Source organism: Mediannikoviicoccus vaginalis (assembly GCF_928097925.1).
GTDB lineage: Bacteria > Bacillota > Clostridia > Tissierellales > Peptoniphilaceae > Mediannikoviicoccus > Mediannikoviicoccus vaginalis.
Genome location: NZ_CAKMRI010000001.1, coordinates 1,081,857 through 1,102,656, shown reverse-complemented (window position 1 = coordinate 1,102,656; position 20,800 = coordinate 1,081,857). Strand labels below are relative to the sequence as shown.

General features: G+C 35.5%; 22 protein-coding genes and 2 other annotated features. Of the genes, 18 read left to right on the top strand and 4 right to left on the bottom strand.

What is annotated here, in order from left to right:
• Nucleotides 1-7 precede the first annotated feature (7 nt).
• Entirely contained in the window at nt 8-1,156 is a 1,149-nt protein-coding gene (locus L6651_RS05140; protein WP_237036924.1) for a uroporphyrinogen decarboxylase/cobalamine-independent methonine synthase family protein, read from the bottom strand.
• Between the two features lie 75 nt (nt 1,157-1,231).
• Nucleotides 1,232-1,465, bottom strand: a binding site (T-box leader).
• A gap of 183 nt (nt 1,466-1,648) precedes the next feature.
• On the opposite strand from L6651_RS05140, the gene L6651_RS05135 reads away from it, so the two are divergent.
• From L6651_RS05135 to L6651_RS05110, 6 genes are read left to right on the top strand one after another with little or no spacing between them, the layout of a single operon-like run.
• Nucleotides 1,649-2,797, top strand: a complete 1,149-nt coding sequence (locus L6651_RS05135) for a TlpA family protein disulfide reductase (RefSeq protein ID WP_237036923.1) — start codon at nt 1,649-1,651, stop codon at nt 2,795-2,797.
• 2 nt (nt 2,798-2,799) lie between these two features.
• Nucleotides 2,800-2,952 (top strand): CD1871A family CXXC motif-containing protein, encoded by a 153-nt coding sequence (locus tag L6651_RS05130; protein ID WP_237036922.1) that lies wholly within the window; start codon nt 2,800-2,802, stop codon nt 2,950-2,952.
• Nucleotides 2,945-3,820 (top strand): 4Fe-4S binding protein, encoded by an 876-nt coding sequence (locus L6651_RS05125; protein ID WP_255784627.1) that lies wholly within the window; start codon nt 2,945-2,947, stop codon nt 3,818-3,820. Before L6651_RS05130 ends, L6651_RS05125 begins: the two co-directional genes overlap by 8 nt.
• A gap of 11 nt (nt 3,821-3,831) precedes the next feature.
• Complete coding sequence (locus tag L6651_RS05120; RefSeq protein WP_237036920.1) at nt 3,832-5,109, top strand: ABC transporter permease; 1,278 nt, start codon at nt 3,832-3,834, stop codon at nt 5,107-5,109.
• A 9-nt stretch (nt 5,110-5,118) separates the two neighbouring features.
• Nucleotides 5,119-5,760, top strand: a complete 642-nt coding sequence (locus L6651_RS05115) for an ABC transporter ATP-binding protein (RefSeq protein WP_237036919.1) — start codon at nt 5,119-5,121, stop codon at nt 5,758-5,760.
• Nucleotides 5,761-5,771: 11 nt separating this feature from the next.
• Nucleotides 5,772-7,148, top strand: coding sequence for an ABC transporter permease (locus tag L6651_RS05110; RefSeq protein WP_237036918.1), 1,377 nt, complete (start codon nt 5,772-5,774; stop codon nt 7,146-7,148).
• 25 nt (nt 7,149-7,173) lie between these two features.
• On the opposite strand, the gene L6651_RS05105 is transcribed toward L6651_RS05110, so the two are convergent.
• The 3 genes from L6651_RS05105 to L6651_RS05095 are packed head-to-tail and all read right to left on the bottom strand — an operon-like array spanning nt 7,174 to nt 9,709.
• On the bottom strand, nt 7,174-7,734 hold the full coding sequence (locus tag L6651_RS05105; protein WP_237036917.1) for a hypothetical protein: 561 nt from the start codon (nt 7,732-7,734) through the stop codon (nt 7,174-7,176).
• Between the two features lie 14 nt (nt 7,735-7,748).
• Nucleotides 7,749-9,059 (bottom strand): sensor histidine kinase, encoded by a 1,311-nt coding sequence (locus tag L6651_RS05100; protein WP_237036916.1) that lies wholly within the window; start codon nt 9,057-9,059, stop codon nt 7,749-7,751.
• Nucleotides 9,056-9,709 carry a response regulator transcription factor gene (locus L6651_RS05095; protein ID WP_237036915.1) on the bottom strand — a complete coding sequence of 218 codons (654 nt, stop codon included), beginning with the start codon at nt 9,707-9,709 and terminating at the stop codon, nt 9,056-9,058. The genes L6651_RS05100 and L6651_RS05095 overlap by 4 nt, the downstream gene beginning before the upstream one ends.
• A 165-nt stretch (nt 9,710-9,874) precedes the next feature.
• On the opposite strand from L6651_RS05095, the gene L6651_RS05090 reads away from it, so the two are divergent.
• The 12 genes from L6651_RS05090 (at nt 9,875) to L6651_RS05035 (ending at nt 20,798) form a co-directional block, all read left to right on the top strand.
• A complete protein-coding gene (locus L6651_RS05090) occupies nt 9,875-10,795 on the top strand; it encodes a substrate-binding domain-containing protein (protein WP_237036914.1) in 921 nt (306 codons plus the stop codon).
• A gap of 9 nt (nt 10,796-10,804) precedes the next feature.
• Complete coding sequence (gene pstC / locus L6651_RS05085; protein WP_237036913.1) at nt 10,805-11,689, top strand: phosphate ABC transporter permease subunit PstC; 885 nt, start codon at nt 10,805-10,807, stop codon at nt 11,687-11,689.
• Entirely contained in the window at nt 11,682-12,509 is an 828-nt protein-coding gene (gene pstA, locus L6651_RS05080; RefSeq protein ID WP_237036912.1) for a phosphate ABC transporter permease PstA, read from the top strand. Before pstC ends, pstA begins: the two co-directional genes overlap by 8 nt.
• The gene (gene pstB / locus L6651_RS05075) at nt 12,510-13,265 is read left to right on the top strand and encodes a phosphate ABC transporter ATP-binding protein PstB (protein WP_237036911.1); all 756 of its coding nucleotides are present in this window, start codon (nt 12,510-12,512) and stop codon (nt 13,263-13,265) included.
• Nucleotides 13,266-13,273: 8 nt separating this feature from the next.
• Nucleotides 13,274-13,951 carry a phosphate signaling complex protein PhoU gene (gene phoU / locus L6651_RS05070; RefSeq protein WP_237036910.1) on the top strand — a complete coding sequence of 226 codons (678 nt, stop codon included), beginning with the start codon at nt 13,274-13,276 and terminating at the stop codon, nt 13,949-13,951.
• Between the two features lies 1 nt (nt 13,952).
• Nucleotides 13,953-14,639, top strand: coding sequence for a response regulator transcription factor (locus L6651_RS05065; protein ID WP_237036909.1), 687 nt, complete (start codon nt 13,953-13,955; stop codon nt 14,637-14,639).
• A 1-nt stretch (nt 14,640) separates the two neighbouring features.
• Complete coding sequence (locus L6651_RS05060; RefSeq protein ID WP_237036908.1) at nt 14,641-15,657, top strand: sensor histidine kinase; 1,017 nt, start codon at nt 14,641-14,643, stop codon at nt 15,655-15,657.
• Between the two features lie 99 nt (nt 15,658-15,756).
• Complete coding sequence (locus L6651_RS05055; protein WP_237036907.1) at nt 15,757-16,644, top strand: zinc ribbon domain-containing protein; 888 nt, start codon at nt 15,757-15,759, stop codon at nt 16,642-16,644.
• A gap of 32 nt (nt 16,645-16,676) precedes the next feature.
• Nucleotides 16,677-16,869 (top strand) — a binding site (T-box leader).
• A gap of 50 nt (nt 16,870-16,919) precedes the next feature.
• Nucleotides 16,920-18,656 (top strand): proline--tRNA ligase, encoded by a 1,737-nt coding sequence (locus tag L6651_RS05050; protein WP_331473705.1) that lies wholly within the window; start codon nt 16,920-16,922, stop codon nt 18,654-18,656.
• A gap of 69 nt (nt 18,657-18,725) precedes the next feature.
• Nucleotides 18,726-19,832, top strand: a complete 1,107-nt coding sequence (locus L6651_RS05045) for a transglutaminase domain-containing protein (protein WP_237036905.1) — start codon at nt 18,726-18,728, stop codon at nt 19,830-19,832.
• A gap of 150 nt (nt 19,833-19,982) precedes the next feature.
• Nucleotides 19,983-20,240, top strand: a complete 258-nt coding sequence (locus L6651_RS05040) for a helix-turn-helix transcriptional regulator (RefSeq protein WP_237036904.1) — start codon at nt 19,983-19,985, stop codon at nt 20,238-20,240.
• Nucleotides 20,241-20,798 (top strand): hypothetical protein, encoded by a 558-nt coding sequence (locus L6651_RS05035; protein ID WP_237036903.1) that lies wholly within the window; start codon nt 20,241-20,243, stop codon nt 20,796-20,798.
• The last annotated feature ends 2 nt before the right edge of the window (nt 20,799-20,800 follow it).

The following is a 20,800-nucleotide window of genomic DNA, read 5'->3' as shown; positions in this document are numbered from 1 at the left end:
GTATGGATTATTCTCCCCAAAATTCCTTTGCGATTTTTTGTCCTTGGTCAATCTTAGCCCATTGTTCTTCAATAGTAAGTTCATTACCTTCGTCACATGAAGCAAAGCCACATTGATGTGAAAGATAAAGTCTATCCTTGTCTATTATTGACGCTGCCTTTTCCAATAGATTTAAAACTCTTTCTTCATCGTCAAGGGTATTTGTCTTACTTGATAATAGACCTAGAACTATTTCACAGTCTTTGTTCTTGAAAACTTTCAGTGCATCTATTGAACCTGCTCTGTCGTCGTCCCATTCAAGATAAAATCTGTCATAGTTTTGCTTTTCCAAGAATAGATGGGCAATTGATTCATAAGTTCCGTCACTGGCAGATCTTGATTCATAATTTCCTCTACAGTTGTGGGTGTAAACTTTTAGTCCAAGCTCGTGACCATATGCAATAACGTCGTTGTTTAAGTCGATAAATTCATATGCCAAGTCTTCGCCTGGTTTTTCAGTATTTTCTGAAATTGGTGCATTGTTATTGTCATCGGAGAAAATTTCCCATAAGCAGTCGTCAAATTGAACTATTTCTCCACCGACTTCCTTAAATTCTTTCAAGAAGTCCTTATAAGACTGTTTCAAATCTTCTTTAAATTCTTCTACCTTTCCGTCGTAGTATCCGCCATTTAAATTACCAAATAGGGCTTGCTCGCCAAACACATGAGATGGTGAAGGGATACATTGTTTTACAGTTGCATCTCCAGCAAGTTCTTTTAATCTTTTGAAGTGATCTATAAATGGATGGTTCTTTCCATTTAACTTGTCGGTGATTTTTATTCCAATATCTTTTCTTGTTTCATAAACTCCAGTGTTACCCTTGTCTCTAAATAGATAGCCGGACTGTGCCAGACGCCTTTCAACACCATGAAGACCCCACACAAAGTCAAGATGCCATAGGGATTTTGAAAATTCTCCATCTGTTATTTCAACAAGGCCATGTTTCTGTTGTTCTTCAACTACCTTTGCAATAGCTCTGTCCTCTTCTTCCTTATAACCTTCAATTTCATCGTAGAATGGATATTTTATATCATCCCTCTTCTTAATTTCTTCCTTGAACTTTAAAAGTTCCTCTTCTCTTAGTAATGATCCTACTGTTAAAAATCTTTTGCTCATAATTAGCTCCTTTATAAAAAATATTTAGAAATAAAAGGTTGAGGGCAAAATTTATATAAAAAAAACTTCATCCTTAAAAAGGACGAAGTTACTCGCGTTACCACCTTAATTTTATATTAATCTCACAATTAATAACTCTTCAGGTACAATCATACCCTATCGCTGTAACGTGCGCACACGGATTGTCTTAAAAATTCGGACAACCAACTTAGAGGCCATTTTCAGTTTCCTATTACTCAACTACTTTCACCATACGTAGTCTCTCTGTAGAGCTTTTCAAAAACCTACTTTTCTCATCAACGTTTTTATTTCTAAATTCATTATAGGGGCTGTTTTTATTTTTGTCAACAAAAATTTTAAAAAAATTTTTTTCAAAAAATTCAAAAATATTTTTTCATTTCATAAACGTTTCATAAAACTCCTGTAAGATATGTTTGTAATCAAAAATGAATTACAAAAATTTACTTACGAGATTTAATGCGGAGGAGCAAAATGAAGAAGAATTTATTAAAAAAAGCAGCGCTACTACTTGCAGTAACTTTAACTATGACTGCAATGGGATGCCAAAGAAGAGGAAATACAAATGAAAGTGCAGCAGGGGAAGCTATTGACCCAGGTAAAGCAGGAATGTCCACAGACCAAAAGGGACAAAACGAAACTTTTAAACCAGCGGACTATGGAATTGAAGCAAAGGACGAATATGTTTATGAATTTTTAGGACTTAAGTTCAAACTTCCAGAAAATATTAAAACAGAAATTAAAAACAAAAACTTAAATATGTCCGACGACCAAAGCCCAATAGACAAAGAATTAAGATATGCGATGTTAACTTTTAGCAAGATGACTGAAGAGCAAAAAAATGCTGAAGTTAATAAGATGGGTGACGAATTTGAAAAATGGCAAGAAGAACTTGAAAGAGTTGCTACCATAGGAATGTTTGAAAAGGGAATGTCTGAAGAAGAAATTTCTAAAATCACAGGATGTGACAGCCATAAAAAAATCGGTGAATCATCAGATGGCAAATACGAATACTATTTAAGTGTTAAAGAGGGAAGCGAATTTGCTAAGGAATTTGAAAACACAGAAATTGAAATCATAGAAAAGAAAGAAAGACCGGAAAATGGTTTTGTACTACAAGAAAAAACTGACTTAGAAGGAACAGAAGCATTTGGTTCTAGTTCTGTTGAAGACATTAGTAGCGTAGTTACAAAGGATATTAACGGAAAAGAATTTTCAAAGAAAGACTACGAAAACTACGACCTTACAATGGTTAATGTGTTTGCAACATGGTGTACAGCTTGTATAAAAGAAATTCCTGATCTAGTGGAACTTCAAAAAGAAATGAAGGACAAGGGCGTTAATGTAGTGGGAATTGTTACAGACACTATGGATGACGGTGGTGAAAACAAAGACGCCATTGCAAAGGCAAAGACAATCCAAGAAAAGACAAAGGTAAATTATCCATTCCTAATGCCAGACAAGACTAACTTTAATGGAAGATTAAATGGAATCCAAGCACTACCAGAAACTTTCTTCATTGATAAAAATGGAAAGATTGTTGGAGAAACCTATTCAGGTTCACACGACTTAAAAGCTTGGAAAGAAATTGTAGAAAAAGAATTAGAAAATTTAAATAAATAAATATGAAAGAAAAAATTTTAAAGAGCCGAGTTACAAGCTTTGCTATTCTAGCCGTTGGTGCATGTATGATTTACTATGGTTACAGCACTGGAGAAGCGAAGGTTGTATTAGAAAAGGCCATAAGAATATGTATGGAGTGTATTGGAATTGGATAAATTAAATAGAGGTAAGAAAAATAAATATAAAATACACGACTCTATAAGACATATTTTTCAGTCATGTTGGTTTTTAATAACCAACTCCTACTTCGAAGGATATAAAACCGGAAAAATTTACGGTGGGAATTTAAAGAAGATTTGCGTTCCAGGCATGAATTGTTATTCATGCCCTGGGGCCAAAGGCTCCTGTCCCATAGGGTCGCTACAAGCAGTAATAGGAAATTCGAATTTTAAATTTAGTTACTACATAGTTGGATTTCTATTTTTTATAGGAGCACTAGTTGGAAGATTTGTATGTGGATGGCTATGTCCTTTTGGACTTGTACAAGACCTTTTATACAAAATTCCATTTTTCAAAAAGATAAAAACATTTAAGTACGACAAGCACTTAAGAAAATTAAAATATGTAATCTTACTTGTCTTTGTAATATTATTACCTTTGTTTTTGGTCGATGTTTTAGGACAGGGGTCGCCATTTTTCTGTAAACTAATCTGTCCTGTGGGAATGCTTGAAGGTGGAATCCCACTTGTGTTAAAGAACAAGACAATGAGGAGTGCAATCGGATTTTTATACTATTGGAAGGCTACAATCTTAATCATAACAATATTACTTTCAATTATGATTTACAGACCCTTCTGCAAGTACATTTGCCCACTTGGAGCAATTTACTCAGTATTTAATCCCATTTCAGTGTTCAGATATAATGTGGACAAAGACAAATGTATTAATTGTGGCAAGTGCAAAAGAGTTTGCCAAATGAATGTGGATCCAGTGAAAAATTGCAATCACTTAGAATGTATTCGATGTGCAAGATGTAAAAACGCATGTCCAGTACAAGCTATCAACTATAAATTCAAAAATTAAAGGAGTTTACAGTGTTTAAAAATGCTTTAAGATATGTTACGAGAAAAAAGAATCGTACAATTATCGTCTTTATAATCTTAACAATTGTGCTTTCATGTCTATACTCTAGTTTAAGTGTGTTGAAGTCCAGTGGGAAGATGGAAGAGTCCCTTTATAAAACTTCCAACTCCTCACTGGCGCTCACACGAAAGGACAATGGACATTTTGAAGCAAATAAGTTTAAAGACATTGAAAAAATAAAGGAAATTGACGAAGTGGTGTACCAATACTTCGGCCTTGCAGTGCCAAATGGGGCAAAGGTTGTGGAAGGTGAACAAAAAGTTCAAAGGGAAGACCTACCAAGTGAGTTTAAAAACATAATGGCAGTGGAGGGAGCTACTAGTACAAAGAGAAATGTACTTTTTAGCAGTGGCGTGTTCACCATTAAAGAGGGACGTCACATCGAAAAGGGTGACGTTAACAAAGTGTTAGTACACGAAGAGTTTGCCAAGAAGAATAATTTGAAACTCCATGATAAAATAGGTCTAGAATTTGTTGAACTTGGAAAAGTTGATTCAAATAAAGAAGAGCAATTTGAAATCGTTGGAATATTTTCTGGAAAGAAACAGGAAATGTACACTGGAATGTCTTCCGACTTTAGCGAAAACAATATTTTTGTTGACTATGAGGGAGCTCAAAGTGCCATAGGAAGAAGTGGCGACAGTAAAATTGTAAATAAAGTTTCCCTATTTTCAGAAACTGCGGACAAGATGGAATCTGCAATGGATAAAATAAAAGAAATTGACGTGACATGGGAAGATTATAATTTAGAAAAGGACTCAAATGCCTTTGAAGAAGCCCTAGAGTCCGTAACGGGAATAAAACATATTATAAAGATAATGACCTATGCCATAATGATTGGTGGGGTTGTGGTACTTTCTCTAATACTAATACTTTGGTTAAGGGAGAGGATCTATGAAATAGGAATACTTTTATCCATCGGTGTAAGCAAGGCGAAAATAGTAGGACAGTTTATACTGGAACTTTTATTTATCTCAATACCTGCAACGGTTTTTTCACTGCTATTTGGTAACATTATGTTGAGTCAAATAATCGGTGGCTTTATAAATTCAGAAGGTGCTGGTGCTGTTACAGATAGCATGCTAAAGAGTGGAAACTTTGCAGAAAGCCTTATTACTTTTTTACAAAGCTATGGGTTACTTCTAAGTATTATCATACTATCAGTTTTAATTGCATCTTTAATGATTTTAATAAAGAAACCAAAAAAAATATTATCAAAAATAAGTTAGGAGAATGGAATGGACGTATTAGAAATAAAAAATGTAACATATAGTTATGCAAATTCAAGGGAAAAAGTTTTGTCATCAGTAAATCAAAAGTTTGAACTTGGACAATTTTATGCCATAATCGGTAAGTCGGGAACGGGGAAGTCCACGCTTCTTTCACTACTGGCAGGTCTTGACAAGCCGAAGAGTGGAAAGATTTTATTTGAAGGTGAAGACATAGAAAAAAAGGGATATAGTAATCATAGAAAGAACAATATCTCCCTGGTTTTTCAAAACTATAACCTAATAGACTACCTTTCACCACTGGAAAATATAAGACTTGTAAATAGCAAGGCGTCTGAAGATATACTATTAGAGCTTGGCCTTGATAAGAGTCAAGTAAAGAGAAATGTTATGAAACTTTCCGGTGGGCAACAACAGAGGGTTGCCATAGCAAGGGCATTAGTATCAGAGGCTCCAGTAATCTTAGCCGATGAGCCTACTGGAAACTTAGATGACGGCACGGCGGGAGAAATAATCGACGTGTTAAAGAAACTTGCGAAGGAGAGAAACAAATGTGTAATAGTTGTAACTCATAGCAAGGAAGTTGCCAAGGCGGCGGATGTTGTACTAGAACTTGACAACAAAAAATTAAAAGAGATAAGAAGAAACTAGGAGGTATAGAATTGATTAAAAATGCTTTTGCATATGTAACAAGAAAGAGTTTAAAATCACTAATAATCCTTTTGGTTATCTTGGCCATGTCAACACTGAGCCTAATCAGTTTATCAATAAAAGATGCTACCGATAGAGCTTCAGAAGAGACCTTTGGAAATATTACAAATAGTTTTTCCATGGAGATAAATAGACAGGTCAACATGGGAACACCAAGAGGTGGCGGTAATGTTAAGGGCAAAGATATAAAAAAGATAGCTGAGGCAGAGGGCATAGACGACTATGTTAAGAGGATTAACAGCGTTGCAGACCTTGTGGACCACGACATTATCGAAACAGATGAAACCCGTGCAGGTATGTCTGAAGAAAGAGCAAAGAACTTCGGTAGAACAGTTATGCTAACAGGGGTTAACGACTCATCAAAGGAAACCAAATTCGTTTCTGGAGCATATAAATTAGTTGAAGGTAATCACCTAGAAGCTCAAGATAAAAATAAAATTTTGATGCATAAGGACTTGGCTGCAAAAAATAATTTAAAAATTGGAGACAAATTAAAAATAAAATCCAATCTATTTGATGCGGACAACGAAAAGGGCGCAGACGAAACTGTTGAAGTTGAAATAAAAGGGCTATTTGATGGTCACAACGAAGGTGGAGTAACTGCAGCACAGGAATTATACGAAAACACTTTAATAACAGACATCGACACAGCTGCAAAAGTCTATGGCAACACAGAAGACACAGCAGTGTACCAAGATGCCACATTCTTCGTTAAGGGCGACAAGGACCTAGACAAGGTTATAAAAAATCTTGGAAAGCTTGACATTAACTGGAGAGAGTATAACCTAATAAAGAGCTCATCAAACTATCCACTACTACAACAATCAATCTCAGGCATATACGGAATCGCAAATAAATTATTTGCAGGATCACTAATATTTGCAGGAATTGTTGTTTCATTGCTACTACTATTGTGGATGAATGCAAGAAAAAAAGAGATTGCAGTACTACTTTCCCTAGGAATTTCAAAGGCAAAGATTTTTGGACAATTTGTAATTGAATTACTATTTATTTCCATACCTGCCTTTATAGGATCATACTTCCTGGCAGACTACACAGGCAAGATGATTGGAAATAATATTTTACAAAAAGTTACCGGCGACATCGCAAAGCAAGTTGCAAAACAAGCTTCATCCAGCCAACTTGGTGGAGGAGCAGAAGTAGACGGATTTAACAAGACACTTACAAGTCTTGATGTAAATATAATGCCAAAGTCAATAGTATATGTGGTTATATTTATGTCCCTTGTGCTTTTAATTTCACTTGTAATATCATCTACAAAAATTTTAAAGAAAAATCCTAAAGATTTATTAATAGATACAAATTAAAAAGTCGGTGCATTGCACCGACCTTTTACATTTCTAAAAATTCATCCACTGCAGCCTTAACATCATCCACATCACAAAACATTGGGTCTAAATGTGTTAAGAAGTGCCAGTCATCGCTATTTTTTTCCTTATACAATATGGCTTCGCCATCTTCTGAACCAAAATAACTTCTTGAAACTTCAAAGCCCTTTTCTTCTAAATAGCTCTTTGCTTCGTCAAAAACCTTCTCACGGTTTTCGATATAACTTTTCACATCATTATTTTCAATGGCGTAGGCGTCTACCCTTGTAACTCCGTCCACTAGTCCGTTTCCAGGTTTTGACAAGTTTGGAATTTCCTTCCAATAGATATCTATATCCCCTTCGCCAACAAACATAAATTTTGTTATTGGAACAATATTATTATTAAATTCCAGCTCTAAATAGTTTGGTATGGTGTCTAACTTGATTGATTCATATAAAAATCCATCTTCCTCAACACATTTATAGCCTTCAAGCTTTGAAATAAATTCTCTGCCTTCTTCAATGCTATTAAATGTTGCCAGTTCAATTGAAATACCTTCTTGATACAATTCTAAAATATACATACTAACTCCTTTCGCTATTGCAATTCTATTTTAAAAATAAATTTTTCTTGCGTCTTTGATACATCATAGCTCAAATTATAATTTAGTAAAAGATTTCTAACTATATATAGTCCAAGGCCGTTGCTATTTTCTTTGCTGGAATTAAATTCCACATTAAAAATTCTGTCAATGTCAAAGTCACTTTCAAAATTATTTTCAATATAAAACCAATCGTCAACAACGCCTATGTTAATAAAGCCACCTTCTTTAGTATATTTTACTGCATTACTTACAAGGTTGGACAAAATAATTTTTAGGGCGGATCTACCGATATAAATTTCTTCATCTGCCACACCATTTTCAATGGCAATATTTTTTTGATTTGCCATTACCTTATACTTATCTAAAACGTCTACCAAAATATCATTGATTCTTAAAGTCTCTTCGTCGTCCTTTAAATGTTCCAGTGATGAGATGGAAAGTATTTGTGAAATATTTTGGTTTAGTCCGTCTACAATTTCGATGCAGTTATCGATGTAGTAGTCTCTGTCTTTGTACTTTCCAATGTTATATTTCATGTTTTCAAGTATTATCTTAAGGCTTGCCAGTGGCGTTTTAAGTTCGTGGGAGGCTCCTCTAAAGAAGTCGTATTTTAATTTTTCCAGCTTTAAAATCTCTTTATTTTTAATTTCCAAGTCGTCAATGGAATCAAGGAGAGTAAAATATAAATTATTAATCTGATCCTTTAGTTCTCCCACTTCGTTTTTAGAATCCACATTTAACCTTGCGCCTTCATCAAGTTCCATCATCTTATCAGTAACATTTTTTATCTCCTGAATATTATTCTTTATGGCCTTTGCATATATCAAAGACACAACTATTGAAAATAGAAATGAAATGGAAAGGGAAAATGGTAAAAATTTCAAACTAAGTTCCTTGGCATCCTTTTTCATATTTGCAGTGGAGACAAATTGGACAAATACTTTTTCAAAATTGTCTAAAACAATCTCCCTTTCCTCGATGATTAAGGAGTTGTTGTCACTACTTGGGTCGATGCCGATGTTGTTTTCAATGGGAACTTCATTGTCCTTTACATTGTCATTTACAAAGGCCTTTATGTCGCTGCTCTTGGAATAAAAATCCAGAGACTGCTTTACTGAGGCTAGGTCCTTGCCATTTAAGTTTAAAGAGATTTCGTCTGCCTTTTCAGTAATTTCTTCCTTTCTAGTTTCCAAATAGGTCTTTGGAAAGATAAAAAACACCAGTGAGTGGATTAAGAGAATTATTACTGCAAGAAAGGAAAAAATCTGTATAAACATTTTAGGAAATATTTTTAAATTTTTCATTTTCTCTCCAACTTATATCCAACATTTCTTATGGTTACAATGCAGTCAAGCTCCAACTTCTTTCTAAGCTCTTTTATATATACATCTATAACTCTATCAAAGGGAATCTCGTCAGTTTCCTTCCACACATTATCTATTATCTGTGACCTGGTCAGTGCTTGGCCTTGGTTCTCTAACAAATACTTAAGTATTTCAAGCTCCTTTGCATTCATATCCACTTCCTTACCACGAAGCTTTGCAGTATAGCTAGTGAAGTTTACTTCAGTGTCGTTATACTCAAACTTCTCCGCCGAACCGGAATATTTTTTTATTAGGCTGTCCACCCTAACCTTTAGCAGTGGCAAGGAAAAAGGCTTTTCAATATAGCCGTCTGCCAAATTTGTAAATGCGTCAATCTTATATTCTTCATCACTAAATGCAGTTAGAATTAAAATTGGAAGTTCACTTTTCTTTCTAATCTCCTTTAAAACATCCAGTCCATTTATATATGGTATTTGAATGTCTAAAATAACAAGGTCTATACTAGAGTCGAATTTTTCCAAAGCCTCTTTACCGTCGGCGGCTTCTTCCACAGAGTATCTGAACTCTTTTAAGTATTCGCTTACACCTTCTCTTATTACTTGATCATCTTCAACAATGAGAATTTTCATAAACTCCTCCAATTGGTTTGTTACTTTAATTATACTAAATTTGCCAAGATGAAGAAAATCAAATACATTTTATTTGTTTTTATTTAACATGGATTTAACAAATCTCTACTTTTCATTTAACAAAGCCTTGTTATATTGTACTTACAATAAAGTTGGAGGTAAAAAATGAAAGGGAAATTTAAATTTTTAGGAATTTTATTAGCAGTAACATTATTATTTACTGCATGTGGAAAAGGTGGATCAGATACTGATTCAACAGAAGGTGCTGGTAACGACACAACAGCAACAGAAGAAGCTGGAAACGAAACTTCCGGTGGAATGGAAGGAATGATCTCCGTTGTTTCAAGAGAAGAAGGATCAGGAACAAGAGGAGCATTCGTAGAACTAGTTAAAGTAGAAGACGCAGATGGAAACGACGCAACATCAGTTGAAGCTGTAATCCAAAATAACACTGAAGCAGTTGTGACAACTGTAGCTGGAGAAAAATCTGCAATAGGATATATCTCACTTGGTTCATTAAACGACACAGTAAAGGCACTAAAGGTTGATGACGTTGAAGCAACAGCAGAAAATGTTGCAAATGGAAGCTACAAGATAGCAAGACCATTTAACATTGTTACAAAAGAAGAACCTACTGGAGCAGAAGCTGACTTCATTGGTTTCATTCTAAGTGAAGAAGGACAAAAGATTGTTGAAGAAGAAGGTTATGTAAAGAGCCCTGAAGCAAAGGACTACACTCCAGATGAAAGCGCAGCAGGATCAATAGCAATAGCAGGTTCTTCATCAGTAACTCCTATAATGGAAAAATTAGTTGAAGCTTATGGAAAGATTAATCCAAATGTTAAGATTCAAGTAAACATGTCCGACTCAACAACTGGTGTTCAATCAGTTAAAGATGGCATTGCACAAATCGGTATGGCATCTAGAGAACTTAAGGAAAGTGAACAAGATTTAAATAAAGTTGTTATAGCAATGGACGGTATAGCCGTAGTTGTAAACAAGGACAACAGCGTTGAAAATATTTCACTTGATAATTTAAAATCAGTTTATCTAGGAGAAATTGAAAACTGGGAAGACGTAAAATAGAGTGATAATATGGTAGATAAAAATAGAAAAAAGTTTTACAGAAAAGAAAATACTTTTAAGTATGTGGCGCTAGTATCCGCATGCGCATCAATACTTGCTGTGCTAGTGATTTGCTTCTTCATCTTTTCTAGAGGGCTGCCTACTATAAAAGAAATCGGAATAAAAAACTTTATCTTGGGGACCAAATGGTCCCCTACTGCCAATCCTGCAAGTTTTGGGATACTTCCATTTATTATATCCAGTTTCTATGTAACCCTGGGAGCACTTATAATTGGAGTTCCAACAGGGCTTTTCACTGCCGTATTCATGGCGAAGTACTGCCCAAAGAAATTACATTCAACATTCACTGCGGGAATTAACTTGATGGCAGGTATTCCATCAATCATCTACGGTTTCTTTGGACTTACACTGGTAGTTCCACTAATAGCGAAGTTTATTAATGGCAATGGTCTTACCATGCTTGCTGCAATTATAATTTTAGGGATAATGATACTTCCTACAGTTATATCTCTTTCACAAGCTGCCATAAATGCAGTTGACGAAAGTTATTACGAAGGTGCAATTGGACTTGGTGCAACAAAGGAGAGAGCGATCTTTACCGTTGTGCTTCCAGCGGCAAAGTCTGGAATACTTTCTGCAATTATTTTAGGAATGGGTAGAGCCATAGGAGAGACCATGGCGGTTATATTAGTTGCAGGTGGACAACCGAGAATGCCAAGAGGACTCTTTAGAGGAGTTAGGACAATGACTATGAATATAGTTACGGAAATGGGTTATGCTGCAGAACTTCACAGAGAAGCACTTATAGCAACGGGAGCTGTGCTATTCATATTCATACTATTAATCAACCTATTGTTTGTAATTAGTAAGAACAGGGGGATAAAGCATGACTAAATCATCAAAGATTTTAAAATTTTTCGTATATTTCTTTTCCATACTAACCCTTTTAAGTTTGGTATTCGTTATAGCCTTTGTACTTATAAGAGGAGTACCATATATTGAACCAAAACTATTTTCACTTAAGTACACCAGTGAAAATGTGTCCATGTTTCCAGCCATAATAAATACTTTAATTATGGTACTACTGTCTTTAATCGTAGCAGTTCCACTGGGAATAATGACAGCAATTTACTTGGCGGAGTATGCGGATAAAGAAAATAAAATCGTTAAAGTAGTTAGAGTAACAGCAGACACTTTGTCAGCAATCCCTTCAATAGTCTATGGACTTTTCGGGATGCTTTTCTTCGTTATATATTTAAAATGGAACATATCACTACTGGCAGGAGCAATGACAACTGCAATAATGATTCTTCCACTTATAATGAGAAGTACGGAAGAGGCGCTTATTGCAATTCCACAATCCCTTAGGGACGCAAGTTTTGGTCTGGGAGCAGGAAAGGTTAGAACAATTGTAAGAATCGTACTACCTACAGCCATGCCAGGAATCCTTGCAGGTGTTATACTTGGTATAGGAAGAATTGTCGGAGAGACTGCAGCACTTTTATTTACATCGGGAACAGTTGCAGAAGTTCCAAAGAAAATTGTTGGACCTGCCTCTGGTGGTAGAACCTTAGCCCTACACATGTATGCACTTTCATCTGAAGGGATGAATGTTAATCAGGCCTATGCCACCGGTGTAATACTTTTGATTTTAATATTATTAATCAATGGACTATCAACTTTAATGGCGAATAAACTTGGAAGGAATAAATAGATGAACAAAACGAAAATAAAAATAGAAAATTTTAATTCATATTATGGTGACTTTCACGCCATAAAAAATGTGGATATGGAAATAAGAGAAAATGAAGTTACGGCTTTTATAGGCCCATCCGGCTGTGGTAAATCAACTTTATTAAAGAGTTTAAACAGAATGAATGACCTAGTTTCGTCCTATAGAAAAGAGGGTAACATATACCTAGATGGCAAGGAAATTTTCACAGAGATGGATGTGTACGAACTTAGAAAAAGAGTCGGTATGGTTTTTCAAAAGCCAAATCCATTTCCCATGTCAATCTATGACAACATTGCCTATGGACCGAGAACACATGGCATAAAAAATAAAAAGCAGTTAGATGAAATTGTTGAAAGGTCACTAAGACAAGCTGCAATATTTGACGAAGTAAAGGACAAGTTAAACAAATCTGCCTTAGCTTTATCTGGTGGACAACAACAGAGAATATGTATTGCAAGGGCAATGGCTGTTGAGCCGGAAGTGATTTTACTAGACGAACCTACTTCTGCACTGGATCCAATTTCAACATCAAAGATTGAAGAACTGCTTGACGACATGAAAAAAGAATTCACCATCGTCATAGTTACTCACAACATGCAACAGGCTACGAGAGTTTCCGACAAGACAGGATTCTTTTTACTGGGAGACTTGGTTGAGTTTTCCGATACAGAAGCCATGTTTAGCGTTCCAAAGGACAAGAGAACAGAAGACTATATTACAGGACGTTTCAGCTAGGAGGAGAAATGAGAAGTAAATTTGATGAACAATTAAACACCCTGAATGAAGAACTTACAGAGATGGGCGAACTCATTTCAGTTAGAATCGTAGAGGCCATAAAGTCATTTAGAAATAAGGACTTGGTGAAGGCAAAGTTCATTATGGAAAATGATTATGATGTAAACGAATATGAAAAGAGAATTGAAGAGAGAGCATTAAAGCTCTTGCTAAGACAACAGCCAGTGGCAAGCGACTTAAGACTAATATCATCTGCTTTAAAAATGGTTACAGACATGGAGAGAATTGGAGACCATGCTGTTGACATTGCAGAGATAGTAATGACAATTCCTGAAATTACTAAAGATAAGACCTATGACAACATCATGAAGATGGCGGACCTTTCCATTGAGATGTTAAAGGAGAGTTTAAAGAGCTTCGTTACTGGAGATTTATCTCTGGTTGACAGTATAAGAGAGCATGATGACAAGGTTGATGAACTATTTAACAAGGTTAGACAAGAAGTTATTCAAGAAATAAAAGGTGCAGACACCTCTTCTTCTGCCGAGTATGCAGTGGACATTCTTATGACTGCCAAGTACTTGGAAAGAATTGGAGATCATGCTGAAAATATATCTGAATGGGTGGAATATTCAATTACAGGACAACATGTGGAACACTTACCACATGGGAATAAGTTGGGATAATATGAGAAAAATCTATTTAGTTGAAGACGAAGACAATATAAGGGATTTGGTTATATATGCTTTAGAAAACTCTGGATTTAAAGCAAAGGGCTTTCCCGATGCAGTTCCATTTTTGGAAGCAATTAAAAGTGAAAAGCCCGACCTAGTTCTACTTGATATAATGCTTGAAGGTATGGACGGCTACGAAATTTTAAAGACATTAAGAAGTGACGACAACTACAAGGACATACCAGTCATAATGGTCACTGCCAAGGATGAAGAGATTGACAAGGTTAGAGGTCTCGACATGGGGGCAGACGACTATGTCAATAAGCCATTTGGTGTTATGGAATTAATTTCAAGAATAAAGGCAGTTCTTAGACGCTATGGCAAAAGTCAAACCGAAGAGTCAGAAGATAAAATAATATTTAGAGATATTGAAATGGATTTATCCAAAAGAGTTGTCAAAGTTGCTGGAGAAAAGATAAAACTAACCTATAAGGAGTTTGAACTACTACATTATTTAATTGAAAATAAAAACATAGTCCTTTCAAGACAAAAGCTCACAGAGGAGATTTGGGGCTTTGACTACGAGGGAGAAACTAGAACCATCGACGTTCACATTAGGACCCTAAGGCAAAAACTGGGGAGAGAAGGATATATTGTAACGGTTAGAAATGTAGGTTATAAAATCGTAGACGGAGAATAAAATGGATAAGAGCATTTTAAAAAAACTTGGGCCAATATACCTTGGTCTGTTTTTGCTGTTTAAAATATTATTTGACTACATTTTAAAGGCGAGTAAAGATCTGGTTTTAATATCAGGTCTTATTTTGCTGCTCTGCGCAATTATTAATTATTTCTTACTTAAAAATCAAAAGGCAAAGTATAATCCTAAAAATATTTCTGCCATAATTATTTCCGAAGTGTTTAACGATGACAATCTAGATGTAAAATACGATGATGATATAAGAAAACTTTTAGATATTTTGGAAAATGAAAAGGGAAACTCCATGTTTTCCATGGCCCAGTACAAAGCCATGGAGAAACTTCGTTCAGAGTTCTCTGCCAATGTAACCCACGAACTAAAAACGCCCCTCACATCCATAATCGGTCACGCGGAGATGATTCATGAGGGCATCGCTAAGGACGAAAAGGCAAAGGAGTTTGCGGGAGTAATCATTGAAGATGCAAAGAAGCAACTTGAACTAATAACCGATTTAATTGCCCTATCCAAGTACACGGGCAAGGAAGCCATTAGTTTAGAAGTTGAAGAGTTTGACTTGAAGACCTTGGCAGAAGAGTGCATCGAAGATATAAAGAACATGGCTGGAGTAAAGAAAGTAAAAATAATAAAGGACTTAGACCCTGTTTTGGTAAATGCCGATAGGGAAAAGATAAAAAGTTTACTAAGCAATCTCCTAACAAACGGAATTAAGTATAACAAGGTTGGGGGACAGTTAAAGATAACCGTGTACTCAAACCTTGACGAGGCGGTTATAAGAGTAAAAGACAATGGAATCGGAATTTCAGAAGCGGATAAAAAAAGAATTTTCGAAAGGTTTTACGTTGCCGACAAGTCCAGAGGGAAAAATTCTGGAACCGGGCTTGGCCTTTCCATAGTGAAACATATCGCCCTGGCCCATAATGGAAATATAAAAGTTAAAAACGCTCAAGGTGGAGGATCTGAATTTATTTTTACATTTCCAAAGGAAAGACCGATGTAACTTATAGCAACTAAATTTCTTTTTGAAATTTTCATCTTTTATCTTTATACATTTTACTTTTCAGTATATAATTGAGTCATAAATATAAAAGGTGATTGTATGAAATGTAAATTTTGCAACGAAGAATTACAAGAGGGCTATAAATTTTGCACCAATTGTGGCATGCCCATAGAAGAAGATAAAAAAGATGAAGCTTCTGAATACTTTGAAGTGGTGGAAAATAAAAAAGAAAAATCAAAATATGACTTTAGTGAATTTCTTGGCGACTATAAAAGGGAAGAAGAGAGGCAAAAGGAAGAGAGTAAAAATAAAAGGCCTGTGTTTGAAAGGGACTTTACCGACAACTTAAATACAAAAAATGTAAAGAGTGCTTTGGAAGATGACCTGGAAGACACTAAGAAGAGAAGGCTCTTTGAAAGAACAAACTACAATCTGTTTGAAGACATGAATAAAAACAAATCAAAAAATATCTACGATGAAAAAAGTAGTTCTCCACTTTTTACCCAGAGCAAAAAGGAAAAACCTAAAAAAGAAAAGAGAGTTAAGGAAGAAAGAGCAAGAGACTACGAAGTTAAGGAAGACTTTTCAACTGACTATGTGCCTGAAGGCTTTGTGTCCAAGGAAGAGTTAAAAGAAATTCGTAAGATGGATAGAAGAAGGACAGTCTTTCACTATGTATTCAACATCTTAATCATAGTTATTGCCGGGGCCTTTTCCTACTTTGCCGGAGAGACCATACAAAACTTTTTAGGACAGAGGTTTGGAATCTTTAATGCCATACCACTGGTGCTATTTTATGTAATGCTATTCTTGGCGTTACTATTTTTACTAGTGCCATTCTTTAAATGCAAGGGTAAGGCAAAGTTTCTACTTTTAATACTCTCCATAATAATAAGTTGGACCCTAATTGGATGGATTATCCTTATGATTGTTGCAAGCCTTTCAAATAGAAAATGGAAAAAGAAGATTAACGAGATGCCCCTTTAGTGTTGGCAAAAAGTTATTCTTATGATAATATAGTTCTACCTGTGAAGAGAAATAGTACTTTAATAAAGCCTTTAGAGAGAAAGTGGTTGGTGAAAACTTTCGGTGTAGTTAGGGGAACCTGTCTTGGAGGTTGTAGTGAAAACTGCAGGGTTGTGCCTTATAGCTTATGAGTGATTATTAATTTAATTTAAAAGAAGTGGTACCGCGTAACCTTTCGCCTTCTGGTGGAAGGTTTTTTTATTTGAAATAAATATTAGGAGGAAATAAAAATGAAAATGTCTAAATTTTATATGCCGACTCTAAGAGAAGATCCGGCAGATGCAGAAATTGAAAGCCATAAGCTGCTTTTAAGAGGTGGAATGATAAGAAGAAGTGCTTCTGGAATTTACACCTACCTACCAATGGGATACAGAGTTGTAAGAAAAATTGAAAATGTTGTTAGGAAAGAGATGGATAACTTCGGAGCCCAAGAGATACTTATGTCTGCACTACAACCAAGAGAAATTTGGGACATGTCTGGAAGATGGGAGACCTTTGGCCCAGAGATGTTTAAACTTAGAGACAGAAATGATAGAGAGTTCTGCCTTGGACCAACAGCGGAAGAGTATTTTACAGACCTTGTTAAGGGCGAGCTAAAGAGTTATAAACAACTTCCATTAAATATCTATCAAATTCAACATAAATACAGAGATGAAAAGAGACCTAGATTTGGTATAAACAGATCTAGAGAATTTATAATGAAGGATGCTTACACCTTTGACACCAACGAAGAGAATTTAGAAAAAGCATATGAAAATATGTGGAAGTCATATGAAGTTATTTTCAACAGGTTAGAGCTTGACTATAAAGTTGTTGCAGGGGACAGTGGCGCCATGGGTGGAAATAACTCCCACGAATTTATTGCCCTTTCTGAAACTGGAGAAGGAGTAATCTTCTACAGTGAAGGCTCAGAGTTTGCCGCGACAGATGAAAAGGCTCCTGTGTACTATGAAATTAACGAAGAAGATGTGGCAGAGGAAGAGCTATCAAAAGAATTTACGCCAAACTGCAAGACCATTGAAGATGTGTCTAAGTTTACAGGGGTAGAAGAGAGTCACTGTGCGAAGGCGGTTGACCTAATGGTACAAGGAGAGCCAGTAGTAGTTATAATCCCTGGGGACAGAGAACTTAACATGGCAAAACTTGTAGGCTTTTTAAAGGTGCCTGAACACGAAATTGAAATGATGACAGACATCGATATAGAAGAGAGATTAAACTCAGTTGCAGGATTTACAGGACCAACTTCAGACATACCAGAAGATGTTAGAATTCTTATTGACGAGAGAGTTACTAAGATGAAAAATCTTGTAATCGGTGCAAACGAAAAGGACTACCACTACAAGAATGCAAACTTCAAGAGAGACTTTGATGGAGAAGTTGTTAAAGATCTTCTTATGATTAGAGAGGGAGACATAGACCCTGAAACAAAAAAGCCACTTAAGTCTGCAAGGGGAATAGAAGTTGGAAATATATTCCAATTGGGACAAAAGTACTCAAAGGCAATCGATGCAAAGTTCTTAGATGAAAATGGAAAAGAACAATATTTCTACATGGGAAGTTACGGAATTGGAATCACAAGAACTGTAACTGCAATCATTGAACAAAACCACGATGAAAATGGAATAATCTGGCCGCTAATAGTTGCACCATACCATGTAATAATCTCTGTGCTTAACACTAAAGACGAAATACAAATGGAACTGGGAACAAAACTTTACGAAGAGCTTAGAATGAAAGGCGTCGAAGTAATTCTTGACGACAGAAAAGAAAGAGCAGGAGTTAAGTTTAACGACAGAGATTTAATCGGAATTCCACTTAGAATAACAGTTGGTAAGAGAGCTGGAGAAAATATAGTTGAATACTCCACAAGAAGAGAAATGGAAAATAAAGACATTACCAGCGAAGAAGCAATTGAAGAAGTAATGAAGGAGATTTCAAAATCTTTGAAGTGCCTTGACAGTTTCTACAGATAGAAAGTAAAATAATAATTAACGAAATATTATTATTGTTTTGATATCTCAAAAAATTTCTAGGAGGCAGAAATGAAGAAAAAATTATTATTAGTTGCACTTTTGCTTTCTTTTGCAGTAGGATTTACAGCTTGTGGCAATAAAGAAAATACTGAAGAAACAAGTGCACCACAAACAGAAGCGGCAACAGAAGCAGAAACAGAAGAAACAGAAGAGCCAAAGGAAGCGGAAGAGCTTTCAGGAAGGGTAACTCAAAACTTTGACCTTTCAAACCATGACGCAAAAGAATCTGCAAGACTTTGGATTCCATATGCAAAGTCAGATGAATATCAAAACATCTCAAACGAAGAGATAACAATTGATGATGAAGTAGGAACAGCATCTGTTGAAGAAGATGAACTTGGAAACAAGATGATATACGTTGAATTCAAACCAGAAGCAAAAGAAAAGAAGGTTAGCTACTCTTTTGACGTAACTAGAAAAGAAGCTTTAAGACCTGAAATCAAACCTGAAGAAGAAATCAACACAGAAGAATTCAAAGAATATCTTAAAGATTCAAAATTACTTAATATCAACGGACCAATTAAAGAAGAAGCTATGAAGATAGTTGAAGGCAAAGACACCGTTGAAGAAAAAGTAAAGGCAATCTATGACTGGATCTATGAAAATATGATTAGAGACAACGACGTTATAGGCTGTGGACAAGGAGATGTTGACGAACTTCTTACAACAAAAGCTGGTAAATGTACAGACATAGGTTCAGTATTTGTGGCAATGTGTAGAGCAACAGGAATCCCTGCAAGAGAAACATTTGGAGTTAGACTAAGCAAGGACGACACAGCGGACATAACAAAGTCACAACACTGCTGGGTTGAATACTATCAACCAGGAACTGGCTGGTTCCCAATAGACATTGCCGACGTATTAAAGGGATGTCTAACAGACAATCTTGAAAAGGACAGCCAAGAAGCACTTGAATTAAAAGATTACTTCTATGGAAACTGGGACGCAGTTAGAGTTGGTTTTACAACAGGAAGAGATATTAACCTACAACCAAAACAAGCTGGCGAACCACTTAACCAATTCGGTTATCCATATGCAGAAATAGATGGAAATGCATTAGACTTTTACAAAGCAGATGATTTCATCTACCAATTCAACTGGGAAAAAGCAAAATAATAGAAAATTGTGTCAGAAGAAAATTCTGGCACTTTTTTATGAATAGCCATAACTCTTTATAAAATAAATTAAAAAAGTTAAGTAAAATAAGTGTAATCATATTAAAATTGGGTAGTTATAATATAACATATAAAATAGAGGTTGGTATGTATGAAGAACAGAATCGAAGAATTTAGAAAGCCTTTGGGACTGTCACAACATCGTTTAGGAAAGCGAGTAGGAGTTTCGAGAGTTAGTATAAACAAAATTGAAAATGAAAAAACTATTCCAAATTTAAAGCTTGCAATACAAATTGCACAAACATTGGACAAATGTCTATATGAGGTGTTTGATTTAGATGGTACAGGAAAATATCAATGTCCATGTACTGATGATGAACATCATCATGATCATAAAGAGAAAATCTAAATGAAGAATTTGGAAAAAACAAGCTCTCAAGAGGGCTTTTACATACCCCAAGCAGAAATTATAAAGCATAGCCCATACCCTAGAAATATTACAGGAACCTGTGGCTACACCGCCGCCTGCATCCTATTAAACTACTGGCAGAAGAAAAGAGGAGGCTACATCCCTGAAAAGTTTTTAAAAGATGGCAAGCTTTTGCTAAATGGATATAATTTGCAAGACGAACTTCGAAGTTTTGCAAACTTTGATAGGAGTTGGGCAAGAAGTATTAGCATTGCCACCAACAAATATCTTAAAAAATATGGACTAAAGGGTAGAGCAAGCTATAATTTATTTAGCGGTGGCATTGAAAAGAGCCTACTAAAGGGCTATCCAGTAATAGCATTTGGATATATAAGAGACGAGAACAAAAAGAATAAATTTATATTCCACGCAGTAACCATCTATGGAAAGAAAGGTGACAAATACATTTGTCACTATGGATGGAGGGGACACGAAGAAGTACTACTAGACAAAAAAATAATCGGATCCACAATGATATTTAATCCAAAACACCTATGAGA

What these genes read in the sequence shown, in the direction of transcription:
- L6651_RS05140 (WP_237036924.1), bottom strand. Translation starts at nt 1,156, where the DNA reads ATGAGCAAAAGATTTTTAACAGTAGGATCATTACTAAGAGAAGAGGAA.
- L6651_RS05135 (WP_237036923.1), top strand. Translation starts at nt 1,649, where the DNA reads ATGAAGAAGAATTTATTAAAAAAAGCAGCGCTACTACTTGCAGTAACT.
- L6651_RS05130 (WP_237036922.1), top strand. Translation starts at nt 2,800, where the DNA reads ATGAAAGAAAAAATTTTAAAGAGCCGAGTTACAAGCTTTGCTATTCTA.
- L6651_RS05115 (WP_237036919.1), top strand. Translation starts at nt 5,119, where the DNA reads ATGGACGTATTAGAAATAAAAAATGTAACATATAGTTATGCAAATTCA.
- L6651_RS05105 (WP_237036917.1), bottom strand. Translation starts at nt 7,734, where the DNA reads ATGTATATTTTAGAATTGTATCAAGAAGGTATTTCAATTGAACTGGCA.
- L6651_RS05100 (WP_237036916.1), bottom strand. Translation starts at nt 9,059, where the DNA reads ATGAAAAATTTAAAAATATTTCCTAAAATGTTTATACAGATTTTTTCC.
- L6651_RS05095 (WP_237036915.1), bottom strand. Translation starts at nt 9,709, where the DNA reads ATGAAAATTCTCATTGTTGAAGATGATCAAGTAATAAGAGAAGGTGTA.
- L6651_RS05090 (WP_237036914.1), top strand. Translation starts at nt 9,875, where the DNA reads ATGAAAGGGAAATTTAAATTTTTAGGAATTTTATTAGCAGTAACATTA.
- pstC (WP_237036913.1), top strand. Translation starts at nt 10,805, where the DNA reads ATGGTAGATAAAAATAGAAAAAAGTTTTACAGAAAAGAAAATACTTTT.
- pstA (WP_237036912.1), top strand. Translation starts at nt 11,682, where the DNA reads ATGACTAAATCATCAAAGATTTTAAAATTTTTCGTATATTTCTTTTCC.
- pstB (WP_237036911.1), top strand. Translation starts at nt 12,510, where the DNA reads ATGAACAAAACGAAAATAAAAATAGAAAATTTTAATTCATATTATGGT.
- phoU (WP_237036910.1), top strand. Translation starts at nt 13,274, where the DNA reads ATGAGAAGTAAATTTGATGAACAATTAAACACCCTGAATGAAGAACTT.
- L6651_RS05065 (WP_237036909.1), top strand. Translation starts at nt 13,953, where the DNA reads ATGAGAAAAATCTATTTAGTTGAAGACGAAGACAATATAAGGGATTTG.
- L6651_RS05060 (WP_237036908.1), top strand. Translation starts at nt 14,641, where the DNA reads ATGGATAAGAGCATTTTAAAAAAACTTGGGCCAATATACCTTGGTCTG.
- L6651_RS05055 (WP_237036907.1), top strand. Translation starts at nt 15,757, where the DNA reads ATGAAATGTAAATTTTGCAACGAAGAATTACAAGAGGGCTATAAATTT.
- L6651_RS05050 (WP_331473705.1), top strand. Translation starts at nt 16,920, where the DNA reads ATGTCTAAATTTTATATGCCGACTCTAAGAGAAGATCCGGCAGATGCA.
- L6651_RS05045 (WP_237036905.1), top strand. Translation starts at nt 18,726, where the DNA reads ATGAAGAAAAAATTATTATTAGTTGCACTTTTGCTTTCTTTTGCAGTA.
- L6651_RS05040 (WP_237036904.1), top strand. Translation starts at nt 19,983, where the DNA reads ATGAAGAACAGAATCGAAGAATTTAGAAAGCCTTTGGGACTGTCACAA.
- L6651_RS05035 (WP_237036903.1), top strand. Translation starts at nt 20,241, where the DNA reads ATGAAGAATTTGGAAAAAACAAGCTCTCAAGAGGGCTTTTACATACCC.